We start from the raw sequence: 18,091 nt of genomic DNA on the forward strand, positions 1-18,091 counted from the left end.
GTTCTCTACTCCAATTTTCTCGCCCGCGACCCGCTTTTTAAGCGTTTTCGCGGCGGCGGTTCTGCTGGGAACCCTGATTGTCACCCTCAACCGCACGACGTTCAGAAGCCATTGGATCGTGCTCAAGGATCTCGCCCTTGAATACCCAAACCTTCACGCCGCAGATGCCGTAAGCGGTCTGCGCTTCTGCCGTACCGTAGTCGATATCGGCACGCAGCGTGTGAAGCGGAACGCGACCTTCGCGATACCATTCCATACGTGCGATTTCAGCGCCGCCCAGACGACCGGAGCAGTTGATACGGATACCTTCGGCACCAAGACGCATTGCCGACTGAACGGCACGCTTCATGGCGCGACGGAATGCCACACGGCGTTCGAGCTGCTGAGCGATCGACTGAGCGATCAGCGTAGCATCGACTTCCGGCTTACGAACTTCAACGATGTTGAGGGACGTATCGGAATTCGTCATTTCGGAAAGCTTCTTGCGGAGCTTTTCGATGTCTGCACCCTTCTTGCCGATGATGATACCCGGACGAGCCGAGTGGATCGTCACGCGGCACTTCTTGTGCGGACGCTCGATTACGATTTTGGAAATCGCAGCCTGCTTGAGTTCGCTCTTAAGATACTCACGGATCTTGACGTCTTCATGCAGCAGCTTGCCGTATTCACCGGTATTTGCGTACCAACGCGAATCCCAAGTGCGGTTGATGCCGAGACGAAAACCGATCGGATTAATCTTCTGGCCCATTATGCGGCCTCCCCTTTTTCCGCAACTTCGCGGACAACAATGGTGAGATGCGAAAACGGCTTTTCGATGCGGCTTGCCTTACCACGTCCACGAACGTGGAAACGCTTCATGACAATTGATTTGCCAACATAAGCTTCAGCAACGATCAGCGCGTCAACATCGAGATCATGATTGTTCTCAGCGTTGGCGATAGCCGATTCGAGCGTCTTTTTCACTGTTTCCGCGATCCGCTTGCGCGAGAACGTCAGATCAGCAAGTGCCGCGTTAACTTTCTTGCCGCGAATCAATGCCGCGACAAGATTAAGCTTCTGCGGGCTGACGCGAAGCGTACGGGCGACGGCTTTCGCCTCGTTATCCTTAAGCTGGCGGGGAGCCTTGGCCTTGCCCATCTGTTACTTCCTCTTTGCCTTCTTGTCCGCGCCGTGACCGTAATAGGTACGTGTCGGCGCGAATTCACCGAACTTATGTCCAACCATTTCTTCGGAGATCGATACCGGCACATGCTTGTTGCCGTTATACACACCGAAGGTCAGGCCAACGAACTGCGGCAAGATAGTGGAGCGACGGCTCCACATCTTGATGACTTCATTACGACCGCCCTCGCGTACCTTCTCAGCTTTCTTGAGAAGATAGCCATCGACGAACGGACCTTTCCAAACTGAACGAGCCACTTCAGACTACCTCTCTTACTTCTTGCGCTGATGACGCGAACGCATGATGAATTTATCGGTCGCCTTATTCGAACGGGTCTTTTTACCCTTCGTAGGCTTGCCCCAAGGCGTGACCGGATGACGACCACCAGAAGTGCGGCCTTCACCACCACCATGCGGGTGGTCAACTGGGTTCATTGCAACACCGCGAACGTGTGGACGCTTACCGCGCCAGACCGAACGACCGGCCTTACCGTCATTGATGTTGCTGTGCTCTGGGTTGGATACTGCGCCAACCGTTGCAAAGCATGCACCGGAAACCAGACGCTGTTCGCCGGAGTTCAGACGCAGGATAGCCATACCCTGGTCACGACCCACGAGCTGTGCATATGCACCAGCCGAACGAGCAATCTGACCACCCTTGCCTGGCTTCATCTCCACATTGTGGATGATGGTGCCTACAGGCATGGACGAAAGCGGCATTGCGTTACCTGGCTTAACGTCGACGGACTGGCCAGAAATGACCTTGTCGCCGGCTGCCAGACGCTGCGGAGCCAGAATGTAGCTCAGCTCGCCGTCTTCGTAGCGGATCAGCGCGATAAACGCGGTGCGGTTTGGATCGTATTCCAGACGTTCAACCGTTGCGACAACGTCATGCTTGCGACGCTTGAAGTCGATGAAACGGTAAGAACGCTTGTGACCGCCGCCCTGAAAGCGAACAGTGATACGACCGGTGTTGTTACGGCCACCCTTCTTGGACAAACCTTCGGTCAATGACTTGACCGGCTTGCCCTTGTAGAGTTCCGAACGGTCCACGATGACCAGCTGACGCTGGCCTGGCGTGGTCGGATTAAAGTGCTTGAGTGCCATTGTCTTTACTCCATGGCCTCTCAGAGACCTGTCGAAACGTCGATGCTCTGACCTTCAGCCAAAGTAACGATCGCTTTCTTGACATCGCTCTGGCGCCCGACAATGCCGCGGAACCGCTTCACCTTGCCTTTGCGCACAGTGGTGTTAACGGCCTTTACCTTGACGCCGAAAAGCGCCTCGATTGCAGCCTTGATTTCCGGCTTCGTCGCCTTGCGAGCTACGTTGAAGACAACCTGGTTATGTTCGGAAACAAGGGTCGACTTCTCGGTAATGACTGGGCTGACGATCACGTCGTAGTGGCGAAGATCGGTCATTTAAAACGCTCCTCGAGTGCTTCGACAGCTGCCTTGGAAAGCACGAGCTTGCCACGACGCAGGATGTCGTAAACATTGATGCCCTGCACTGGCAGAACGTCGATGTTTGGAATGTTCGAAGCAGCGCGCTGGAAGTTCACGTCGATCTCAGCACCACCAATAAGGAGTGCATTCTGCAGACCGAGCTTGGCGAACTGCGACACGAGTTCCTTCGTCTTTGCTTCCTTGGAGGCCAGATCATCGATGATGATCAGGTCCGAAGCCTTTGCCTTTGCAGACAAAGCATGACGAAGACCAAGAGCGCGAACCTTCTTTGGCAGATCATGATCGTGCGTACGGACAACTGGTCCGTGAGCCTGACCACCACCACGGAACTGTGGTGCACGAGCCGAATGGTGACGAGCGCGACCCGTACCCTTCTGCTTGTACATCTTCGAACCGGTGCGGCTGATATCGCTGCGGCCCTTGGCGTCATGAGAGCCCTGCTGGCGCTTTGCCAGCTGCCAGCGCACGACGCGCTGAAGAATGTCGTCGCGTGGGTCGAGGCCGAAGATATCTTCGTTCAGCTTGACCTTGCCGGCATCCTTGCCTTCAAGAGTTGTAATTGTGAGATCCATTATTCGGCTCCCTCAGTCGCGACTGCATCCGCAGCTGCATTGTTTGCGCTTGAACGCAGGGCAGCCGGCTTAGGTGCATTCTCAGGCAGCGATACCTTGACTGCATCACGAACGAGGATCCAGGCACCCTTGGAGCCAGGAACCGCGCCGCGAACCAGAATAAGGCCACGATCGCTATCTGTAGAGACAACTTCGATGTTCTGTGTTGTCACGCGGGTTTGACCCATGTGACCAGCCATCTTCTTGCCCTTGAACACCTTACCCGGATCCTGACGCTGACCGGTCGAACCGTGAGCGCGGTGGGTAACTGAGTTACCGTGCGAAGCACGATGACCAGCAAAGTTATGACGCTTCATAACACCGGCAAAACCTTTACCGATCGAAGTGCCCGTCACGTCGACCTTCTGGCCGGCGACGAAATGCTCGGCAAGAATCTCCGAGCCAACTTCAAGAAGGTTATCCGGTGAAACGCGGAATTCCGCAACTTTCGCCTTAGGCTCGACTTCAGCCTTCGCGAAGTGACCGCGCAGAGCCTTGGTCGTGTTCTTTACCTTGGCAAGTCCAACGCCAAGCTGAACAGCCGTATAACCGTTTTTTTCAACTGTACGCTGAGCTACCACGTGGCAGTCTTCCATGCGGAGAACTGTCACTGGTACATGTTCACCGGCGTCGTTATAGACGCGGGTCATGCCCAGCTTTTGTGCAATAACACCTGAACGCATCGGGTTCGTTCCTTCCGTCCTCAAGCCGATTAAAGCTTGATCTCGACATCAACACCGGCGGACAGATCAAGCTTCATCAGCGCATCAACTGTCTGCGGGGTTGGGTCAACGATATCGAGAAGACGCTTGTGCGTGCGCATCTCGAACTGTTCGCGGCTCTTCTTATCGATGTGCGGCGACCGGTTTACTGTGAACTTTTCGATCCGCGTTGGAAGTGGGATCGGTCCGCGCACGTTGGCACCGGTACGCTTGGCAGTCGACACGATTTCCCGCGTCGAAGCGTCAAGGATCCGATGATCAAACGCCTTAAGGCGAATGCGGATGTTTTGACCGTTCATTTGATCTGTTCCTTGTTACGCGGAGCGCCTCCGGAGAGACGCTCCTGCACAAATCTAATTACTCGATGATCGAAGCGACGATGCCTGCACCGACGGTACGGCCACCTTCACGGATAGCGAAGCGGAGCTTCTCTTCCATTGCGATCGGGACGATCAGCGTAACGTCAACGGTAACGTTGTCGCCAGGCATAACCATTTCCGTGCCTTCTGGCAGGGTAACAACACCGGTCACGTCAGTCGTACGGAAGTAGAACTGTGGACGGTAGTTGGTGAAGAATGGCGTATGACGGCCACCTTCGTCCTTGGTCAGAATGTAGGCTTCTGCCTTGAACTTGGTGTGCGGCTTAACCGAACCTGGCTTGCAGAGAACCTGACCACGTTCAACGTCGTCACGGCCTACACCGCGAACCAGTGCACCGATGTTGTCGCCAGCCTGGCCCTGATCGAGCAGCTTGCGGAACATTTCAACGCCGGTAACAGTCGTCTTGCCGGTGGCCTTGATGCCAACGATTTCGACTTCTTCGCCAACCTTAACGATACCGCGCTCAACACGACCGGTAACAACAGTACCACGACCCGAAATCGAGAAAACATCTTCGATTGGCATCAGGAACGGCTGGTCAATCGGACGCTCTGGCGTCGGAATGTAGTCGTCAACTGCAGCCATCAGGTTGCGGATTGCGTCTTCGCCGAGTTCCTTCGAAGAATCTTCCAGAGCAGCAAGAGCCGAGCCCTTGATGATTGGAACTTCGTCGCCTGGGAAGTCGTACTTCGAAAGCAGTTCACGAACTTCGAGTTCTACGAGCTCGAGAAGTTCAGCATCGTCAACCTGATCGCACTTGTTCAGGAACACGACGATCGCAGGAACACCAACCTGACGAGCGAGCAGGATGTGCTCACGGGTCTGTGGCATCGGGCCGTCAGCTGCCGAAACAACCAGGATCGCGCCGTCCATCTGTGCAGCACCGGTGATCATGTTCTTGACATAGTCAGCGTGGCCTGGGCAGTCGACGTGTGCATAGTGACGAGCTGCAGTTTCATATTCAACGTGTGCCGTCGAAATGGTGATACCGCGAGCGCGTTCTTCTGGTGCAGCATCGATCTGGTCGTATGCCTTGAATTCACCGAAGAACTTCGTGATTGCTGCTGTCAACGACGTCTTGCCATGGTCAACGTGACCAATCGTGCCGATGTTTACGTGGGGCTTATTACGTTCAAACTTGCTCTTTGCCATCTGAGCTCTCCTAATATCTAGCCTGCTCAGGCTTTTTTACTATTTGGCGTAACCGAAGATTACGCGAACTTCTTCTGGATTTCCTGTGCGACCGCGGTCGGAACCGGCTCATAATGGTCGAACTGCATGGTGTACTGTGCACGACCCTGAGACATCGAACGCAGGTTGTTCACGTAACCAAACATGTTGGCCAGGGGAACGTTTGCGTTGACGACCGTAGCAATGCCACGAGCTTCCGTACCCGAGATCTGACCACGACGTGAGTTCAGATCGCCAATTACGTCACCGACGTAATCTTCAGGAGTTACGACTTCAACCTTCATGATCGGCTCGAGAAGCTGTGCACCAGCCTTCTGTGCGCCTTCACGGAACGCTGCACGGGCAGCGATTTCGAACGCGAGAACCGAGGAGTCAACGTCGTGATATGCGCCGTCGATCAAGGTTGCCTTCACGCCGAGCATCGGGAAGCCAGCAAGCGGACCCGCACCCATGACGCTTTCGATACCCTTCTGAACGCCTGGGATGTATTCCTTAGGAACAGCACCACCAACGATCTTGGATTCGAAGATGAAGTCATCGCCTTCATGCGGTTCGAAAATGATCTTGACGCGAGCAAACTGACCCGAACCACCCGACTGCTTCTTATGGGTGTAATCGATTTCAGCCTGACGTGTGATCGATTCACGGTAAGCAACCTGCGGCGCGCCGACGTTTGCTTCTACCTTGAACTCACGCTTCATGCGGTCGACGAGAATGTCGAGATGAAGTTCACCCATGCCAGCGATGATAGTCTGACCAGATTCTTCATCAGACTTAACGCGGAACGAAGGATCTTCAGCAGCCAGACGGTTGAGCGCGATGCCCATCTTTTCCTGGTCAGCCTTGGTCTTTGGTTCAATCGCGATTTCGATAACCGGATCAGGGAATTCCATGCGTTCAAGGATAACCGGCTTCAGCGGATCGCAGAGCGTATCGCCAGTTGTGGTTTCCTTGAGGCCAGCCAAAGCAACGATGTCGCCAGCATAGGCTTCTTCGATGTCTTCACGGCTGTTCGAGTGCATCTGCAGCATGCGGCCGATGCGCTCACGCTTGCCCTTAACAGTGTTTTCGAGCGAAATGCCCTTGGTCATCTTGCCCGAGTAGATACGAGCAAAGGTAAGCGAACCAACGAACGGATCGTTCATGATCTTGAATGCAAGCATCGATAGCGGTGCTTCATCCGAAGACTCACGGGTCGTTTCGGTTTCCGTCTTAACGTCGATGCCCTTAATTGCAGGAACATCGGTTGGAGCTGGAAGGAAAGAAACAACAGCGTCGAGAAGTGGCTGAATGCCACGGTTCTTGAACGCAGTACCGCAAAGAACCGGATGGAACTTAACGTCGATAGTGCCCTTACGGATCAGTGCACGGAGCTGTTCGTTCGTAGGCATGGTGCCTTCGAGGTAAGCTTCCATAGCAGCTTCGTCGATTTCCACGGCCAACTCGATGAGCTTTTCACGGTATTCTTCAGCCTGATCACGCAGATCTGCAGGAATTTCGCCAACGGTCGCTGCTGCGCCAATGGTGCCGTCCCAGGTCAGAGCCTTCATTTCAATAAGATCGATAACGCCTTCGAACTCATTTTCAGCGCCGATTGGCAGCTGAACTGGAAGAGCGATTGCGCCAAGACGCGAGCCAACCATTTCTACGCAACGGTAGAAATCGGCACCAATCTTGTCCATCTTATTGACGAAGACCATACGTGGAACATGGTACTTCTCAGCCTGACGCCAAACAGTTTCAGTCTGCGGCTCTACGCCAGCATTCGCATCGAGAAGAGCGATTGCGCCGTCGAGAACGCGGAGCGAACGCTCAACTTCGATGGTGAAGTCAACGTGGCCCGGCGTGTCGATGATGTTGAAGCGACGCTTCTTGCCATCCTGACCCTGCCAGAACGTGGTCGTTGCAGCAGAGGTAATCGTGATACCACGTTCCTGCTCCTGCTCCATCCAGTCCATGGTGGAAGCACCGTCATGGGTTTCACCAATCTTGTGGTTCTTACCGGTATAGAACAGGATACGCTCGGTCATCGTCGTCTTACCGGCGTCGATGTGAGCCATAATACCGAAATTGCGGTAGTCTTCGATTTTATATTCGCGGGCCATGTTTTTGCTCTTTGAATAGGGTTCGACGATTACCAGCGGTAATGCGAGAATGCGCGGTTGGCTTCAGCCATGCGGTGCGTGTCTTCACGCTTCTTCACAGCAGAACCACGATTGTTTGCAGCATCAAGCAATTCACCGGAAAGACGATCAATCATTGTGGTTTCGTTACGACCACGAGCTGCATTGATCAGCCAACGAATGGCAAGCGCCTGGCGGCGTTCTGAACGCACATCGACCGGAACCTGGTAGGTTGCACCACCAACGCGGCGCGAACGGACTTCAACGTGCGGAGCGACATTGTCGAGCGCCTGATGGAACAGCGCGACCGGCTCTGACTTCGCCTTGGCTTCAATTGCCGAAAGCGCACCGTAAACGATGCTTTCTGCAACCGACTTCTTGCCATGAAGCATGACTGCATTCATGAACTTTGTGATCACGAGATCGCCGAACTTTGGATCCGGGTTAATCTCGCGCTTCTCTGCTTTATGGCGTCTGGACATTTCGTCTCAACTTTCAATTACATCGGGCTCAACTCGCCATTCTGGCGGCCGGTATCCCCGGAAAATTCTTACTTAGGACGCTTTGCACCGTACTTGGAACGACGCTGCTTGCGGTTCTTAACACCCTGGGTATCAAGAACGCCGCGGATGATGTGATAACGCACACCCGGCAAATCCTTGACGCGGCCGCCGCGGATCATAACCACGGAGTGCTCCTGAAGGTTGTGACCTTCACCCGGGATATAACCGATGACTTCAAAGCCATTGGTCAGACGAATCTTGGCAACCTTACGGAGAGCCGAGTTCGGCTTCTTAGGGGTTGTCGTGTAAACGCGGGTGCAAACGCCGCGCTTCTGTGGGTTTGCCTGCAGAGCAGGAACCTTATTACGCTTCACCGGCGCAGTGCGCGGCTTGCGGATCAACTGGTTTACGGTAGGCATTGAACCTTCCTCTATAAAAAATCTCGTATCAGCGCCCCATGAGGGCCGTTTCACCGGAGTGCTCATGCACAAATTCGGGACCAGCCACACAGTATGTGGCCACCCCGAACAAAAGCAGAGGAAGCATAGGCTTCATGCGAACGGCAAGTTGCATTTCGATCGTAAAACGAACCCTGTTTGAGGCGAACTTCAGAGCGTGTCGCTCCGAAACAGCCAGCCTCACATCGGCTCAGATGGGCTGCTGATACGTGTTTGGAGGCGTTTCGTCAAGGGCAGGACATTAAGTTTCTTCACCAAAAGGCCGTATAGCCGCGTTTTGGTACCACCCGGACAGGTTATTGCGCCGTATTCGACGTCAATTCGCGATTATTTCGCAGACAAAACTGTCATTTTCGTGTGCCAGCATAGCGCCAGACCCGAACAGCCGCTATTGAAACACATCCGAGTCGAAACACAACAGAATATTAAGGGATTCTCAATGTCATCCACTACCCCGATTGCAGATAACGATTCGCCAATCGTTCATCTGGTCATTGCCGACGTCTGGAACGAAGGCGAAGAGGAATCTGTAGAAGTACATATTCTACTGAAATCCGACGAAGACGAAGACCTCGTTCAGACGGTCCTCGCGATCCTGGCGGAAGAAGGCTACCACGAAGCCGAACTCGTCGAGATGGGCACCATCACCGAAGAGCCTGAAGAAGAGCCTCACAAGAGTGCATGGCACACCGCCCTCACTGGTGAAGTTGCCCTTATCGAATTTGAAGGCGATGACGAGGAAGAAGAATAAGAAGTTGAGTAAGGGCGGTCTGGAATATTCAGCCCGCCCTCTCCTTTTGTGGCACGTCTCGTCAACGCACGAACAACGACTGCACAATCTCGAAAAAACAGCACAAACAAAAAGGCCGCCTCGAAAGGCGGCCTTTTCTTTTTCCTGAACGCTACCTTATTCGGCTGCGTTGTTGGTCATGTCTGTCAGCATCGCATTGGCTGCTGCCGAACCGGTCGACTTGCGGCGCTCGTCGATGATCAGTTCGTCGCGAGCCGTAGCAATACGACGGATCTGGTTGGTCATGCCACCAGTACCGGCCGGGATGAGACGACCGACGATAACGTTTTCCTTGAGACCCTGCAGCATGTCCATCTTGCCGGCAACAGCCGCTTCGGTAAGCACGCGAGTGGTTTCCTGGAACGACGCAGCCGAGATGAACGAAGGAGTCTGCAGCGAAGCCTTGGTAATACCAAGCAGAACCGGATTACCCGAACCTGGCTTCTTGCCTTCCTCAATCAGACGATCATTGACCTCATCGAGTTCGATGCGATCGACATGATCACCGGTGATGTAACCGGTATCGCCCGATTCCGTGATCTCGATCTTCTGGAGCATCTGACGAACAATCACTTCGATGTGCTTGTCGTTGATCAGAACGCCCTGAAGACGATAGACCTCCTGGATTTCATTAACGAGGTAAGAAGCAAGAGCTTCTACGCCCTTAATGGCCAGAATGTCGTGCGGCGCTGGATTACCGTCGAGGATGTATTCACCCTTTTCGATAACGTCACCGTCCTGAAGATGGAACGGCTTGCCCTTAGGAATCAGATACTCAACAGGCTCGATCGTGTCATCGTTTGGCTCGATGATGATGCGGCGCTTGTTCTTGTAATCGCGACCGAAACGAACGGTACCATCGATCTCTGCGATGACGGCATGGTCCTTCGGACGACGAGCTTCGAACAGTTCCGCAACGCGAGGCAGACCACCGGTAATATCCTTGGTCTTCGCGCTTTCCATCGGCAGACGAGCGATGACGTCACCAGCGTTAACGTGAGCACCCGGTTCGAACGAAAGGATCGTTTCTACCGAAAGCAAGAAGCGAGCTTCGCCACCCTTCGACAGCTTTGCGATCTTGCCGCTCTTGTCCTTGATGATCATCGCAGGCTTGAGGTCCGCACCACGTGGGGTCGAACGCCAATCGATGATGACGCGCTTCGTGATACCGGTCGACTCGTCCGCCGTTTCCGAAACCGAAAGACCGTCGACGAGATCTTCGAACTCGACGTAGCCTTCCACTTCCGTAAGGATTGGACGGGTGTATGGATCCCATTCAGCAATACGCTGACCGCGCTTGACTGCATCACCTTCGTCAATGAACAGACGCGAACCGTAGGTTACACGGTGAACGGCACGTTCCTTGCCGGTAGCATCGACGATCAGAACCGCCATGTTACGGCCCATGACCACGAGGTTACCATCGGAGTTGCGAACCACGTTACGGTTACGCAGCTTGACGGTGCCTTCATACGAAGCTTCGAGGTACGACGAGTCAACAACCTGAGCAGTACCACCCAAGTGGAAGGTACGCATGGTCAGCTGAGTGCCAGGCTCCCCGATCGACTGTGCGGCGATAACGCCAACAGCTTCACCCTGGTTGACCGGAGTACCGCGTGCAAGGTCACGACCATAGCACTTGGCGCAAACGCCGTTGCGGGTTTCACAGGTCAGTGCCGAGCGAATACGGATGGACTGGATACCAGCCTTCTCGATGATTTCGACGTCCTTTTCCTCGATCATGCGGCCAGCTTCGACGATAACATCGCCAGTTGCTGGATTGATGATCGGATCAAGTGCCGTACGGCCCAGAACGCGCTGTCCGATTGGAGCAACGATCTGACCGGCATCGACGATCGGCTGCATGGTGAGACCGATTTCGGCGCCACAATCGACTTCCGAAATAATCGCATCCTGTGCAACGTCAACGAGACGACGTGTCAGGTATCCCGAGTTAGCGGTCTTCAAAGCGGTATCGGCAAGACCCTTACGGGCACCGTGTGTCGAGTTGAAGTACTCGTTAACGGTCAAGCCTTCCTTGAAGTTCGAGATGATCGGTGTTTCGATGATTTCACCCGACGGCTTGGCCATAAGACCACGCATACCGCCAAGCTGACGCATCTGGTTGACCGAACCACGGGCACCCGAATGCGACATCATGTAGACCGAGTTCATCTGCTTCTGACGTCCGGTCACCGGATCGAATTCAACAGCCTTAATACGGGCCATCATCTCTTCGGTGATCTTGTCAGTCGCCTTACCCCAGGCATCAACGACCTTGTTGTACTTTTCGCCCTGAGTGATCAAGCCGTCATTGTACTGCTGTTCGTATTCGGTCGTCAGTGCTTCGGTATCTGCAACGATCTTTGCCTTCGAGTCAGGAATGACCATGTCATCCTTACCGAACGAAATACCGGCGCGACATGCATGGGCAAAGCCGAGCTGCATGATGCGATCGCAGAAGATAACCGTCTCTTTCTGACCGCAATGGCGGTAGACGTGGTCGATCATCTTGGAGATGTTCTTCTTGGTCATCTCCTGATTACAGATGTCGAACGGCACATTGACGTGCTTCGGCAGAAGCTCGCCAGTGATCAAACGGCCAGGCGTGGTGTCGTAAACCTTGGAAACGACATTGCCTTCCGCATCAACCGTCTTGAAACGGCCTTTGATCTTGGTGTGCAGCGTGACAACCTTGTTCTCAAGCGCATGCTGAAGTTCGCCCATATCGGCAAACATCATACCTTCGCCGGGTTCTTTCTCTGCCACGATCGACAGATAATAGAGGCCGAGAACCATGTCCTGCGAAGGAACGATGATCGGTGCGCCGTTTGCAGGATGCAGGATGTTGTTGGTCGACATCATCAGCACGCGTGCTTCAAGCTGAGCTTCAAGCGACAGCGGAACGTGAACAGCCATCTGGTCACCGTCGAAGTCAGCGTTGAACGCTGTACAGACGAGCGGATGCAGCTGAATGGCCTTGCCTTCGATCAGCGTGGGTTCGAATGCCTGAATACCAAGACGGTGCAGCGTAGGCGCACGGTTCAGAAGAACCGGATGCTCACGGATGACTTCGTCGAGGATATCCCAAACTTCCGGACGTTCCTTTTCAACCAGCTTCTTCGCCTGCTTGACGGTCGAGGAATAACCCTTGGCGTCAAGACGAGCGTAGATGAATGGCTTGAAGAGTTCGAGCGCCATCTTCTTAGGCAGACCGCACTGGTGCAATTTCAGCTCAGGACCTGTCACGATAACCGAGCGACCTGAATAGTCGACGCGCTTACCAAGAAGGTTCTGACGGAAACGACCCTGCTTACCCTTGAGCATGTCGGAGAGCGACTTCAGCGGACGCTTGTTAGCACCCGTGATAACGCGGCCACGACGACCGTTGTCGAACAACGCATCAACAGCTTCCTGCAGCATGCGCTTTTCGTTACGGATAATGATGCCCGGTGCGCGCAGTTCGATCAAACGCTTCAGACGGTTGTTACGGTTAATCACACGACGATACAGATCGTTCAGATCCGAAGTCGCAAAACGACCGCCATCCAGTGGAACCAGAGGACGCAGATCCGGTGGGATAACCGGAACGATCTTCATGATCATCCACTCAGGACGATTACCGGACTCAAGGAAGTTCTCAACGATCTTGAGACGCTTCATCAGCTTCTTCGTCTTCAGTTCTGAAGTCGTTTCAGCCAGATCAACGCGCAGATCCGCTGCGATCTTTTCGAGTTCCATCGAAGCCAGAAGCTCGAAAATAGCTTCTGCGCCGATAAGGGCTGTGAACTGATCTTCGCCGAACTCATCGACGGCAATCATGTATTCTTCTTCCGACAGAAGCTGATGCTCCTTAAGGGAAGTCAGACCCGGTTCGGTAACAATGTAGTTCTCGAAGTACAGGACGCGCTCAATATCCTTGAGCGTCATGTCCAGCAGCGTGCCGATACGGCTTGGCAGCGACTTCAGGAACCAGATATGTGCAACCGGTGCGGCCAGTTCGATATGGCCCATGCGCTCACGGCGAACGCGCGACAACGTGACTTCCACGCCGCACTTTTCGCAGATGATGCCCTTGTATTTCATACGCTTGTACTTGCCGCACAAGCATTCATAATCCTTGATCGGGCCAAAGATACGCGCGCAGAAGAGACCATCGCGTTCAGGCTTGAACGTACGATAGTTGATCGTCTCCGGCTTCTTGATCTCGCCGTATGACCAGGACAGAATCTTCTCAGGGCTGGCAATCGAGATTCTGATGGAATCGAACGTCTGTGCCGGAGCCTGAGGATTGAAAAGATTCATGACCTCTTGGTTCATGCCGTTCTCCTTGAGGGCGATCCGCCGCCCTGTGTGTCGTCGATGACAAGCTGAAAGTCCCTGCCATCTTGAAAAGAATTCGCGGTATTACGCAGTCTGGAACTGCACATTCCGTTCAGCGTTTCCGTGCGCGAAGCGTCTTTAGCCTTTTGCTGGAAACACCTTACGGGCGCGCCACGGCGATACCATGGCGCGCCTTGATGTTTTTTATTCCGCCGCGTCCGGAAGTGCCGGCTGCTGCTCGTCGCGTGTATCGTCCAGCTCAACGTTGAGACCGAGCGAACGCATTTCCTTGACAAGAACGTTGAAGCTTTCTGGAATACCAGCTTCAAACGTATCATCGCCACGAACAATCGCTTCGTAGACCTTGGTACGGCCTGCAACGTCGTCCGACTTGACTGTAAGCATTTCCTGCAGCGTGTAAGCCGCACCGTATGCTTCCAGAGCCCAAACCTCCATTTCGCCGAAGCGCTGGCCACCGAACTGCGCCTTACCACCAAGCGGCTGCTGAGTGACGAGCGAGTAAGGTCCGATCGAACGAGCGTGGATCTTGTCGTCGACCAGGTGGTGGAGCTTCAACATATAAATGTAGCCCATGGTCACCTGACGATCGAACGGCTCACCCGTACGGCCATCATACAGCGTCGACTGACCCGAGGTCGCGAGACCTGCATCCGTCAACATCGCATTGATGTCAGCTTCTACAGCGCCGTCGAATACCGGCGTTGCGATCGACACGCCGCGCCTGACCTGGCTGGCCAGCATGAGGACGGAATCGTCATCATAGGACCGGACCGGTTCGTTGCGATCGTTGTCTGGGTAGATGTGCTCCAGCGTATCGCGCAATGGCTGAATGTCAGCCGTCTTGCGATAAACGTCGATCAGCTCACCGATCTTCTTGCCCATACCTGCGCAAGCCCAGCCAAGATGTGTTTCCAGAATCTGGCCCACATTCATACGGCTCGGCACGCCAAGCGGATTAAGAACGATATCGGCATGCGTACCGTCTTCGAGGAATGGCATGTCTTCGACAGGCAGAATGCGCGAAACCACACCCTTGTTGCCGTGACGGCCAGCCATCTTGTCACCCGGCTGGATCTTGCGCTTCACAGCAACAAAGACCTTGACCATCTTCATGACGCCTGGAGGCATCTCGTCGCCGCGCTGTACCTTCTCGACCTTATCCATGAAGCGTGCTTCGAGCAGCTTCTTGGATTCGTCGTACTGGCCACGAAGAGCTTCCAGTTCACCCTGGTGCTTCTCGTCTTCAACGGCGAACTGCCACCATTGCGAACGCGGATACTCGGTCATGATTTCGCGAGTAATGGTTGTGCCCTTCTTGAAGCCCTTAGGGCCAGCAGCAGCAATCTTACCGTCGATCATGTCAGCGAGACGGCCATAGACGTTACGATCCAGGATAGCCTGTTCGTCGTCACGGTCCTTCGCAAGACGTTCGATCTCTTCGCGTTCGATAGCCATTGCGCGTTCGTCTTTTTCAACGCCATGGCGATTGAAAACGCGAACTTCAACAACGGTACCGTACGTGCCTGGAGGCATGCGCATGGAGGTGTCACGAACGTCGGACGCCTTTTCACCGAAGATGGCGCGCAGAAGCTTTTCTTCCGGCGTCATCGGGCTTTCGCCCTTCGGCGTGATCTTGCCGACAAGAATGTCGCCAGGATGCACTTCAGCACCGATGTAAACGATACCAGCTTCGTCGAGGTTCTTCAGTGCTTCTTCCGAAACGTTCGGAATGTCGCGTGTGATTTCCTCAGGTCCAAGCTTCGTGTCACGAGCAGCAACTTCGAATTCCTCGATGTGGATCGAGGTAAAGACGTCGTCCGAAACGATCTTCTCGGAAAGAAGAATCGAATCTTCGTAGTTGTAGCCGTTCCAAGGCATAAACGCGACGAGCACGTTACGGCCAAGAGCCAGGTCGCCCAGATCAGTCGACGGACCATCAGCGATGATGTCGCCCTTACCGATAGGATCACCAACGCGTACAAGCGGACGCTGATTGATGCAGGTGCTCTGGTTCGAGCGCTGGAACTTCTGCAGACGATAGATATCAACGCCAGACTTCGAAGGATCGAGGTCTTCGGTAGCGCGGATAACGATACGTGTTGCGTCAACCTGATCGACGATACCACCGCGACGAGCGGCAATAGCGGCACCAGAGTCACGAGCAACAATTGCTTCCATACCTGTTCCGACGAACGGAGCTTCAGCGCGTACCAGAGGCACGGCCTGACGCTGCATGTTCGAGCCCATGAGAGCGCGGTTCGCGTCGTCGTTTTCAAGGAACGGAATAAGTGCTGCAGCAACCGAAACCAGCTGCTTCGGCGAAACATCCATCAGATCCACGTTTTCACGCGGAGTCATCATCACTTCACCGGCATGACGGCAGATGACGAATTCGTCAACGAAACTGCCATGCTCATCCAGCTCAACGTTTGCCTGAGCAACCGAGTGCTTCGCTTCTTCCATGGCCGAGAGGTAGACAACGTCGTACGTTACCTTGCCATCGACAACCTTACGGTACGGGCTTTCGATAAAGCCGTACTTGTTGACGCGGGCAAAAGTTGCGAGTGAGTTGATCAGACCGATGTTGGGGCCTTCCGGCGTTTCAATCGGGCAGATACGGCCATAATGCGTTGGATGCACGTCGCGGACTTCGAAGCCAGCGCGCTCGCGGGTCAAACCACCAGGTCCAAGAGCCGAAAGACGGCGCTTGTGGGTGATTTCCGAAAGCGGGTTGGTCTGATCCATGAACTGCGACAGCTGCGAGGAGCCGAAGAATTCACGTACAGCCGCGGCAGCAGGCTTCGCGTTGATCAGATCCTGCGGCATGACCGTGTCGATTTCGATCGAGGACATACGTTCCTTGATCGCACGTTCCATACGCAGAAGACCGACGCGATACTGATTTTCCATCAGCTCGCCGACCGAGCGGACACGACGGTTGCCCAGGTTGTCGATATCGTCGATTTCACCACGGCCATCGCGCAGTTCAACGAGCATCTTAACCACAGCAAGGATGTCTTCCTTGCGCAGAACACGTACGGTGTCTTCTGCATCGAGGTCGAGACGCATGTTCATCTTCACGCGACCAACAGCGGACAGGTCATAGCGTTCCGAATCGAAGAACAGCGAATGGAACATGGCTTCAGCCGAGTCCATTGTCGGCGGCTCACCTGGGCGCATAACGCGGTAGATGTCGAACAGCGCTTCCTGACGGCTTTCGTTCTTGTCGACAGCCAGCGTGTTGCGGATATACGCGCCAATATTGATATGATCGATATCGAGAACGTTGATCTCTTCAACACCGGTATCAAGAAGCGTCTTGAGAACCTTCTCATCAATTTCGTCTCCGGCTTCGAGATAAATCTCACCGGTGGCATAATTGACGGTATCTTCAGCAAGGTACGAACCAAAGAGATCGTCTTCAGTGGCCTTGATGAACTTGAGGCCCTTTTCAGCAAGCTGCTTCGCAGACCGAGCGGTCAGCTTCTTGCCAGCTTCGAGAACGACTTCACCAGTATCCGCATCGATAAGATCAGAAATGATCTTCATGCCCTTGAAACGGTCTACCGAGTAAGGGATACGCCAGTTGTCACCATCACGCGAATAGGTGACGGTGTTGTAGAACGTTGACAGAATCTCTTCGCCGTCCATACCGAGCGCCATAAGCAGCGTCGTTGCTGGAAGCTTGCGGCGACGATCGATACGTGCATAGACCACGTCCTTGGCATCGAATTCGATGTCAAGCCATGAACCACGGTAAGGAATGACGCGAGCAGCGAACAAAAGCTTGCCCGAGGAGTGCGTCTTGCCCTTGTCATGATCGAAGAACACGCCCGGCGAGCGGTGCATCTGCGAAACGATAACACGTTCCGTACCGTTCACGATAAAGGTGCCGTTGTCTGTCATGAGCGGCATATCGCCCATGTAAACGTCCTGCTCCTTGATGTCCTTGATGGACTTCGCGCCAGTATCTTCATCAATATCAAATACGATCAGACGCAGCGTCACCTTGAGAGGTGCCGAATACGTCAAATCGCGCTGACGGCATTCGTCAACGTCGAACTTCGGTGCATCGAATTCGTAGCGAACGAATTCCAGCATTGAAGAGCCGGAGAAATCCTGAATTGGGAAAACAGACTTGAAAACCGCCTGCAAACCCTCTTCAGAACGCCCGCCAGCTGGTTCCTCAACCATGAGGAACTGGTCGTATGATGCCTTTTGAACCTCAATGAGGTTAGGCATTTCCGCGACCTCGGGGATCTTGCCGAAAAATTTGCGTACGCGCTTGCGACCATTGAAAGAATGGGTCTGAGCCATCGTCGCTCCTCGTTCTATAGCCTT

The 18,091-nt window shown here is 54.1% G+C and carries 15 protein-coding genes; 1 reads left to right on the top strand and 14 read right to left on the bottom strand.

The features are described from left to right. Positions 1–37: 37 nt before the first annotated feature. The 12 genes from rpsC to rpsL all read right to left on the bottom strand — a co-directional run bounded on the left by rpsC (position 38) and on the right by rpsL (position 8,577). Positions 38–748, bottom strand: coding sequence for a 30S ribosomal protein S3 (gene rpsC / locus CES85_RS15780; protein ID WP_024897014.1), 711 nt, complete (start codon positions 746–748; stop codon positions 38–40). Continuing rightward, positions 748–1,137 carry a 50S ribosomal protein L22 gene (gene rplV, locus CES85_RS15785; protein WP_007875336.1) on the bottom strand — a complete coding sequence of 130 codons (390 nt, stop codon included), beginning with the start codon at positions 1,135–1,137 and terminating at the stop codon, positions 748–750. Before rplV ends, rpsC begins: the two co-directional genes overlap by 1 nt. Before the next feature lie 3 nt (positions 1,138–1,140). Next, entirely contained in the window at positions 1,141–1,419 is a 279-nt protein-coding gene (rpsS, locus tag CES85_RS15790) for a 30S ribosomal protein S19 (RefSeq protein ID WP_070997411.1), read from the bottom strand. A 15-nt stretch (positions 1,420–1,434) separates the two neighbouring features. After that, positions 1,435–2,268 carry a 50S ribosomal protein L2 gene (gene rplB / locus CES85_RS15795; protein WP_095446815.1) on the bottom strand — a complete coding sequence of 278 codons (834 nt, stop codon included), beginning with the start codon at positions 2,266–2,268 and terminating at the stop codon, positions 1,435–1,437. Positions 2,269–2,288: 20 nt separating this feature from the next. Continuing rightward, complete coding sequence (locus tag CES85_RS15800; protein WP_007875343.1) at positions 2,289–2,582, bottom strand: 50S ribosomal protein L23; 294 nt, start codon at positions 2,580–2,582, stop codon at positions 2,289–2,291. Continuing rightward, positions 2,579–3,199 carry a 50S ribosomal protein L4 gene (gene rplD, locus CES85_RS15805; RefSeq protein WP_095446816.1) on the bottom strand — a complete coding sequence of 207 codons (621 nt, stop codon included), beginning with the start codon at positions 3,197–3,199 and terminating at the stop codon, positions 2,579–2,581. Before rplD ends, CES85_RS15800 begins: the two co-directional genes overlap by 4 nt. Continuing rightward, on the bottom strand, positions 3,199–3,921 hold the full coding sequence (gene rplC, locus CES85_RS15810) for a 50S ribosomal protein L3 (RefSeq protein WP_007875345.1): 723 nt from the start codon (positions 3,919–3,921) through the stop codon (positions 3,199–3,201). Before rplC ends, rplD begins: the two co-directional genes overlap by 1 nt. 29 nt (positions 3,922–3,950) lie before the next feature. After that, positions 3,951–4,259, bottom strand: coding sequence for a 30S ribosomal protein S10 (gene rpsJ, locus CES85_RS15815; RefSeq protein WP_002964363.1), 309 nt, complete (start codon positions 4,257–4,259; stop codon positions 3,951–3,953). A gap of 58 nt (positions 4,260–4,317) precedes the next feature. Then, a complete protein-coding gene (tuf, locus tag CES85_RS15820) occupies positions 4,318–5,493 on the bottom strand; it encodes an elongation factor Tu (RefSeq protein WP_095446817.1) in 1,176 nt (391 codons plus the stop codon). A gap of 59 nt (positions 5,494–5,552) precedes the next feature. Further along, positions 5,553–7,637 carry an elongation factor G gene (fusA, locus tag CES85_RS15825; RefSeq protein ID WP_095446818.1) on the bottom strand — a complete coding sequence of 695 codons (2,085 nt, stop codon included), beginning with the start codon at positions 7,635–7,637 and terminating at the stop codon, positions 5,553–5,555. A 29-nt stretch (positions 7,638–7,666) separates the two neighbouring features. Further along, the gene (gene rpsG / locus CES85_RS15830) at positions 7,667–8,137 is read right to left on the bottom strand and encodes a 30S ribosomal protein S7 (RefSeq protein WP_007875422.1); all 471 of its coding nucleotides are present in this window, start codon (positions 8,135–8,137) and stop codon (positions 7,667–7,669) included. A gap of 68 nt (positions 8,138–8,205) precedes the next feature. Next, positions 8,206–8,577, bottom strand: a complete 372-nt coding sequence (gene rpsL / locus CES85_RS15835; RefSeq protein ID WP_006168377.1) for a 30S ribosomal protein S12 — start codon at positions 8,575–8,577, stop codon at positions 8,206–8,208. Positions 8,578–9,007: 430 nt separating this feature from the next. Between rpsL and CES85_RS15845 the strand changes: the two genes are divergently transcribed. After that, entirely contained in the window at positions 9,008–9,367 is a 360-nt protein-coding gene (locus tag CES85_RS15845) for a hypothetical protein (RefSeq protein WP_094577498.1), read from the top strand. 156 nt (positions 9,368–9,523) lie between these two features. On the opposite strand, the gene rpoC is transcribed toward CES85_RS15845, so the two are convergent. Both rpoC and rpoB read right to left on the bottom strand, forming a co-directional pair. After that, complete coding sequence (gene rpoC / locus CES85_RS15850; protein WP_095446820.1) at positions 9,524–13,726, bottom strand: DNA-directed RNA polymerase subunit beta'; 4,203 nt, start codon at positions 13,724–13,726, stop codon at positions 9,524–9,526. Positions 13,727–13,933: 207 nt separating this feature from the next. Then, on the bottom strand, positions 13,934–18,067 hold the full coding sequence (rpoB, locus tag CES85_RS15855) for a DNA-directed RNA polymerase subunit beta (protein WP_095446821.1): 4,134 nt from the start codon (positions 18,065–18,067) through the stop codon (positions 13,934–13,936). Between the last annotated feature and the right edge of the window lie 24 nt (positions 18,068–18,091).

Origin of the sequence: Ochrobactrum quorumnocens, assembly GCF_002278035.1 — a bacterium.
Taxonomy (GTDB): Bacteria; Pseudomonadota; Alphaproteobacteria; order Rhizobiales; family Rhizobiaceae; genus Brucella; species Brucella quorumnocens.

Bases quoted from the DNA above. Each gene is read 5' to 3' on its own strand.
- rplD (WP_095446816.1), bottom strand. From the start codon at position 3,199: ATGGATCTCACAATTACAACTCTTGAAGGCAAGGATGCCGGCAAGGTC.
- rplB (WP_095446815.1), bottom strand. From the start codon at position 2,268: ATGGCACTCAAGCACTTTAATCCGACCACGCCAGGCCAGCGTCAGCTG.
- rpoC (WP_095446820.1), bottom strand. From the start codon at position 13,726: ATGAACCAAGAGGTCATGAATCTTTTCAATCCTCAGGCTCCGGCACAG.
- tuf (WP_095446817.1), bottom strand. From the start codon at position 5,493: ATGGCAAAGAGCAAGTTTGAACGTAATAAGCCCCACGTAAACATCGGC.
- rpsJ (WP_002964363.1), bottom strand. From the start codon at position 4,259: ATGAACGGTCAAAACATCCGCATTCGCCTTAAGGCGTTTGATCATCGG.
- rplC (WP_007875345.1), bottom strand. From the start codon at position 3,921: ATGCGTTCAGGTGTTATTGCACAAAAGCTGGGCATGACCCGCGTCTAT.
- rpsC (WP_024897014.1), bottom strand. From the start codon at position 748: ATGGGCCAGAAGATTAATCCGATCGGTTTTCGTCTCGGCATCAACCGC.
- rpsL (WP_006168377.1), bottom strand. From the start codon at position 8,577: ATGCCTACCGTAAACCAGTTGATCCGCAAGCCGCGCACTGCGCCGGTG.
- rplV (WP_007875336.1), bottom strand. From the start codon at position 1,137: ATGGGCAAGGCCAAGGCTCCCCGCCAGCTTAAGGATAACGAGGCGAAA.
- rpsG (WP_007875422.1), bottom strand. From the start codon at position 8,137: ATGTCCAGACGCCATAAAGCAGAGAAGCGCGAGATTAACCCGGATCCA.
- CES85_RS15800 (WP_007875343.1), bottom strand. From the start codon at position 2,582: ATGACCGATCTTCGCCACTACGACGTGATCGTCAGCCCAGTCATTACC.
- rpoB (WP_095446821.1), bottom strand. From the start codon at position 18,067: ATGGCTCAGACCCATTCTTTCAATGGTCGCAAGCGCGTACGCAAATTT.
- fusA (WP_095446818.1), bottom strand. From the start codon at position 7,637: ATGGCCCGCGAATATAAAATCGAAGACTACCGCAATTTCGGTATTATG.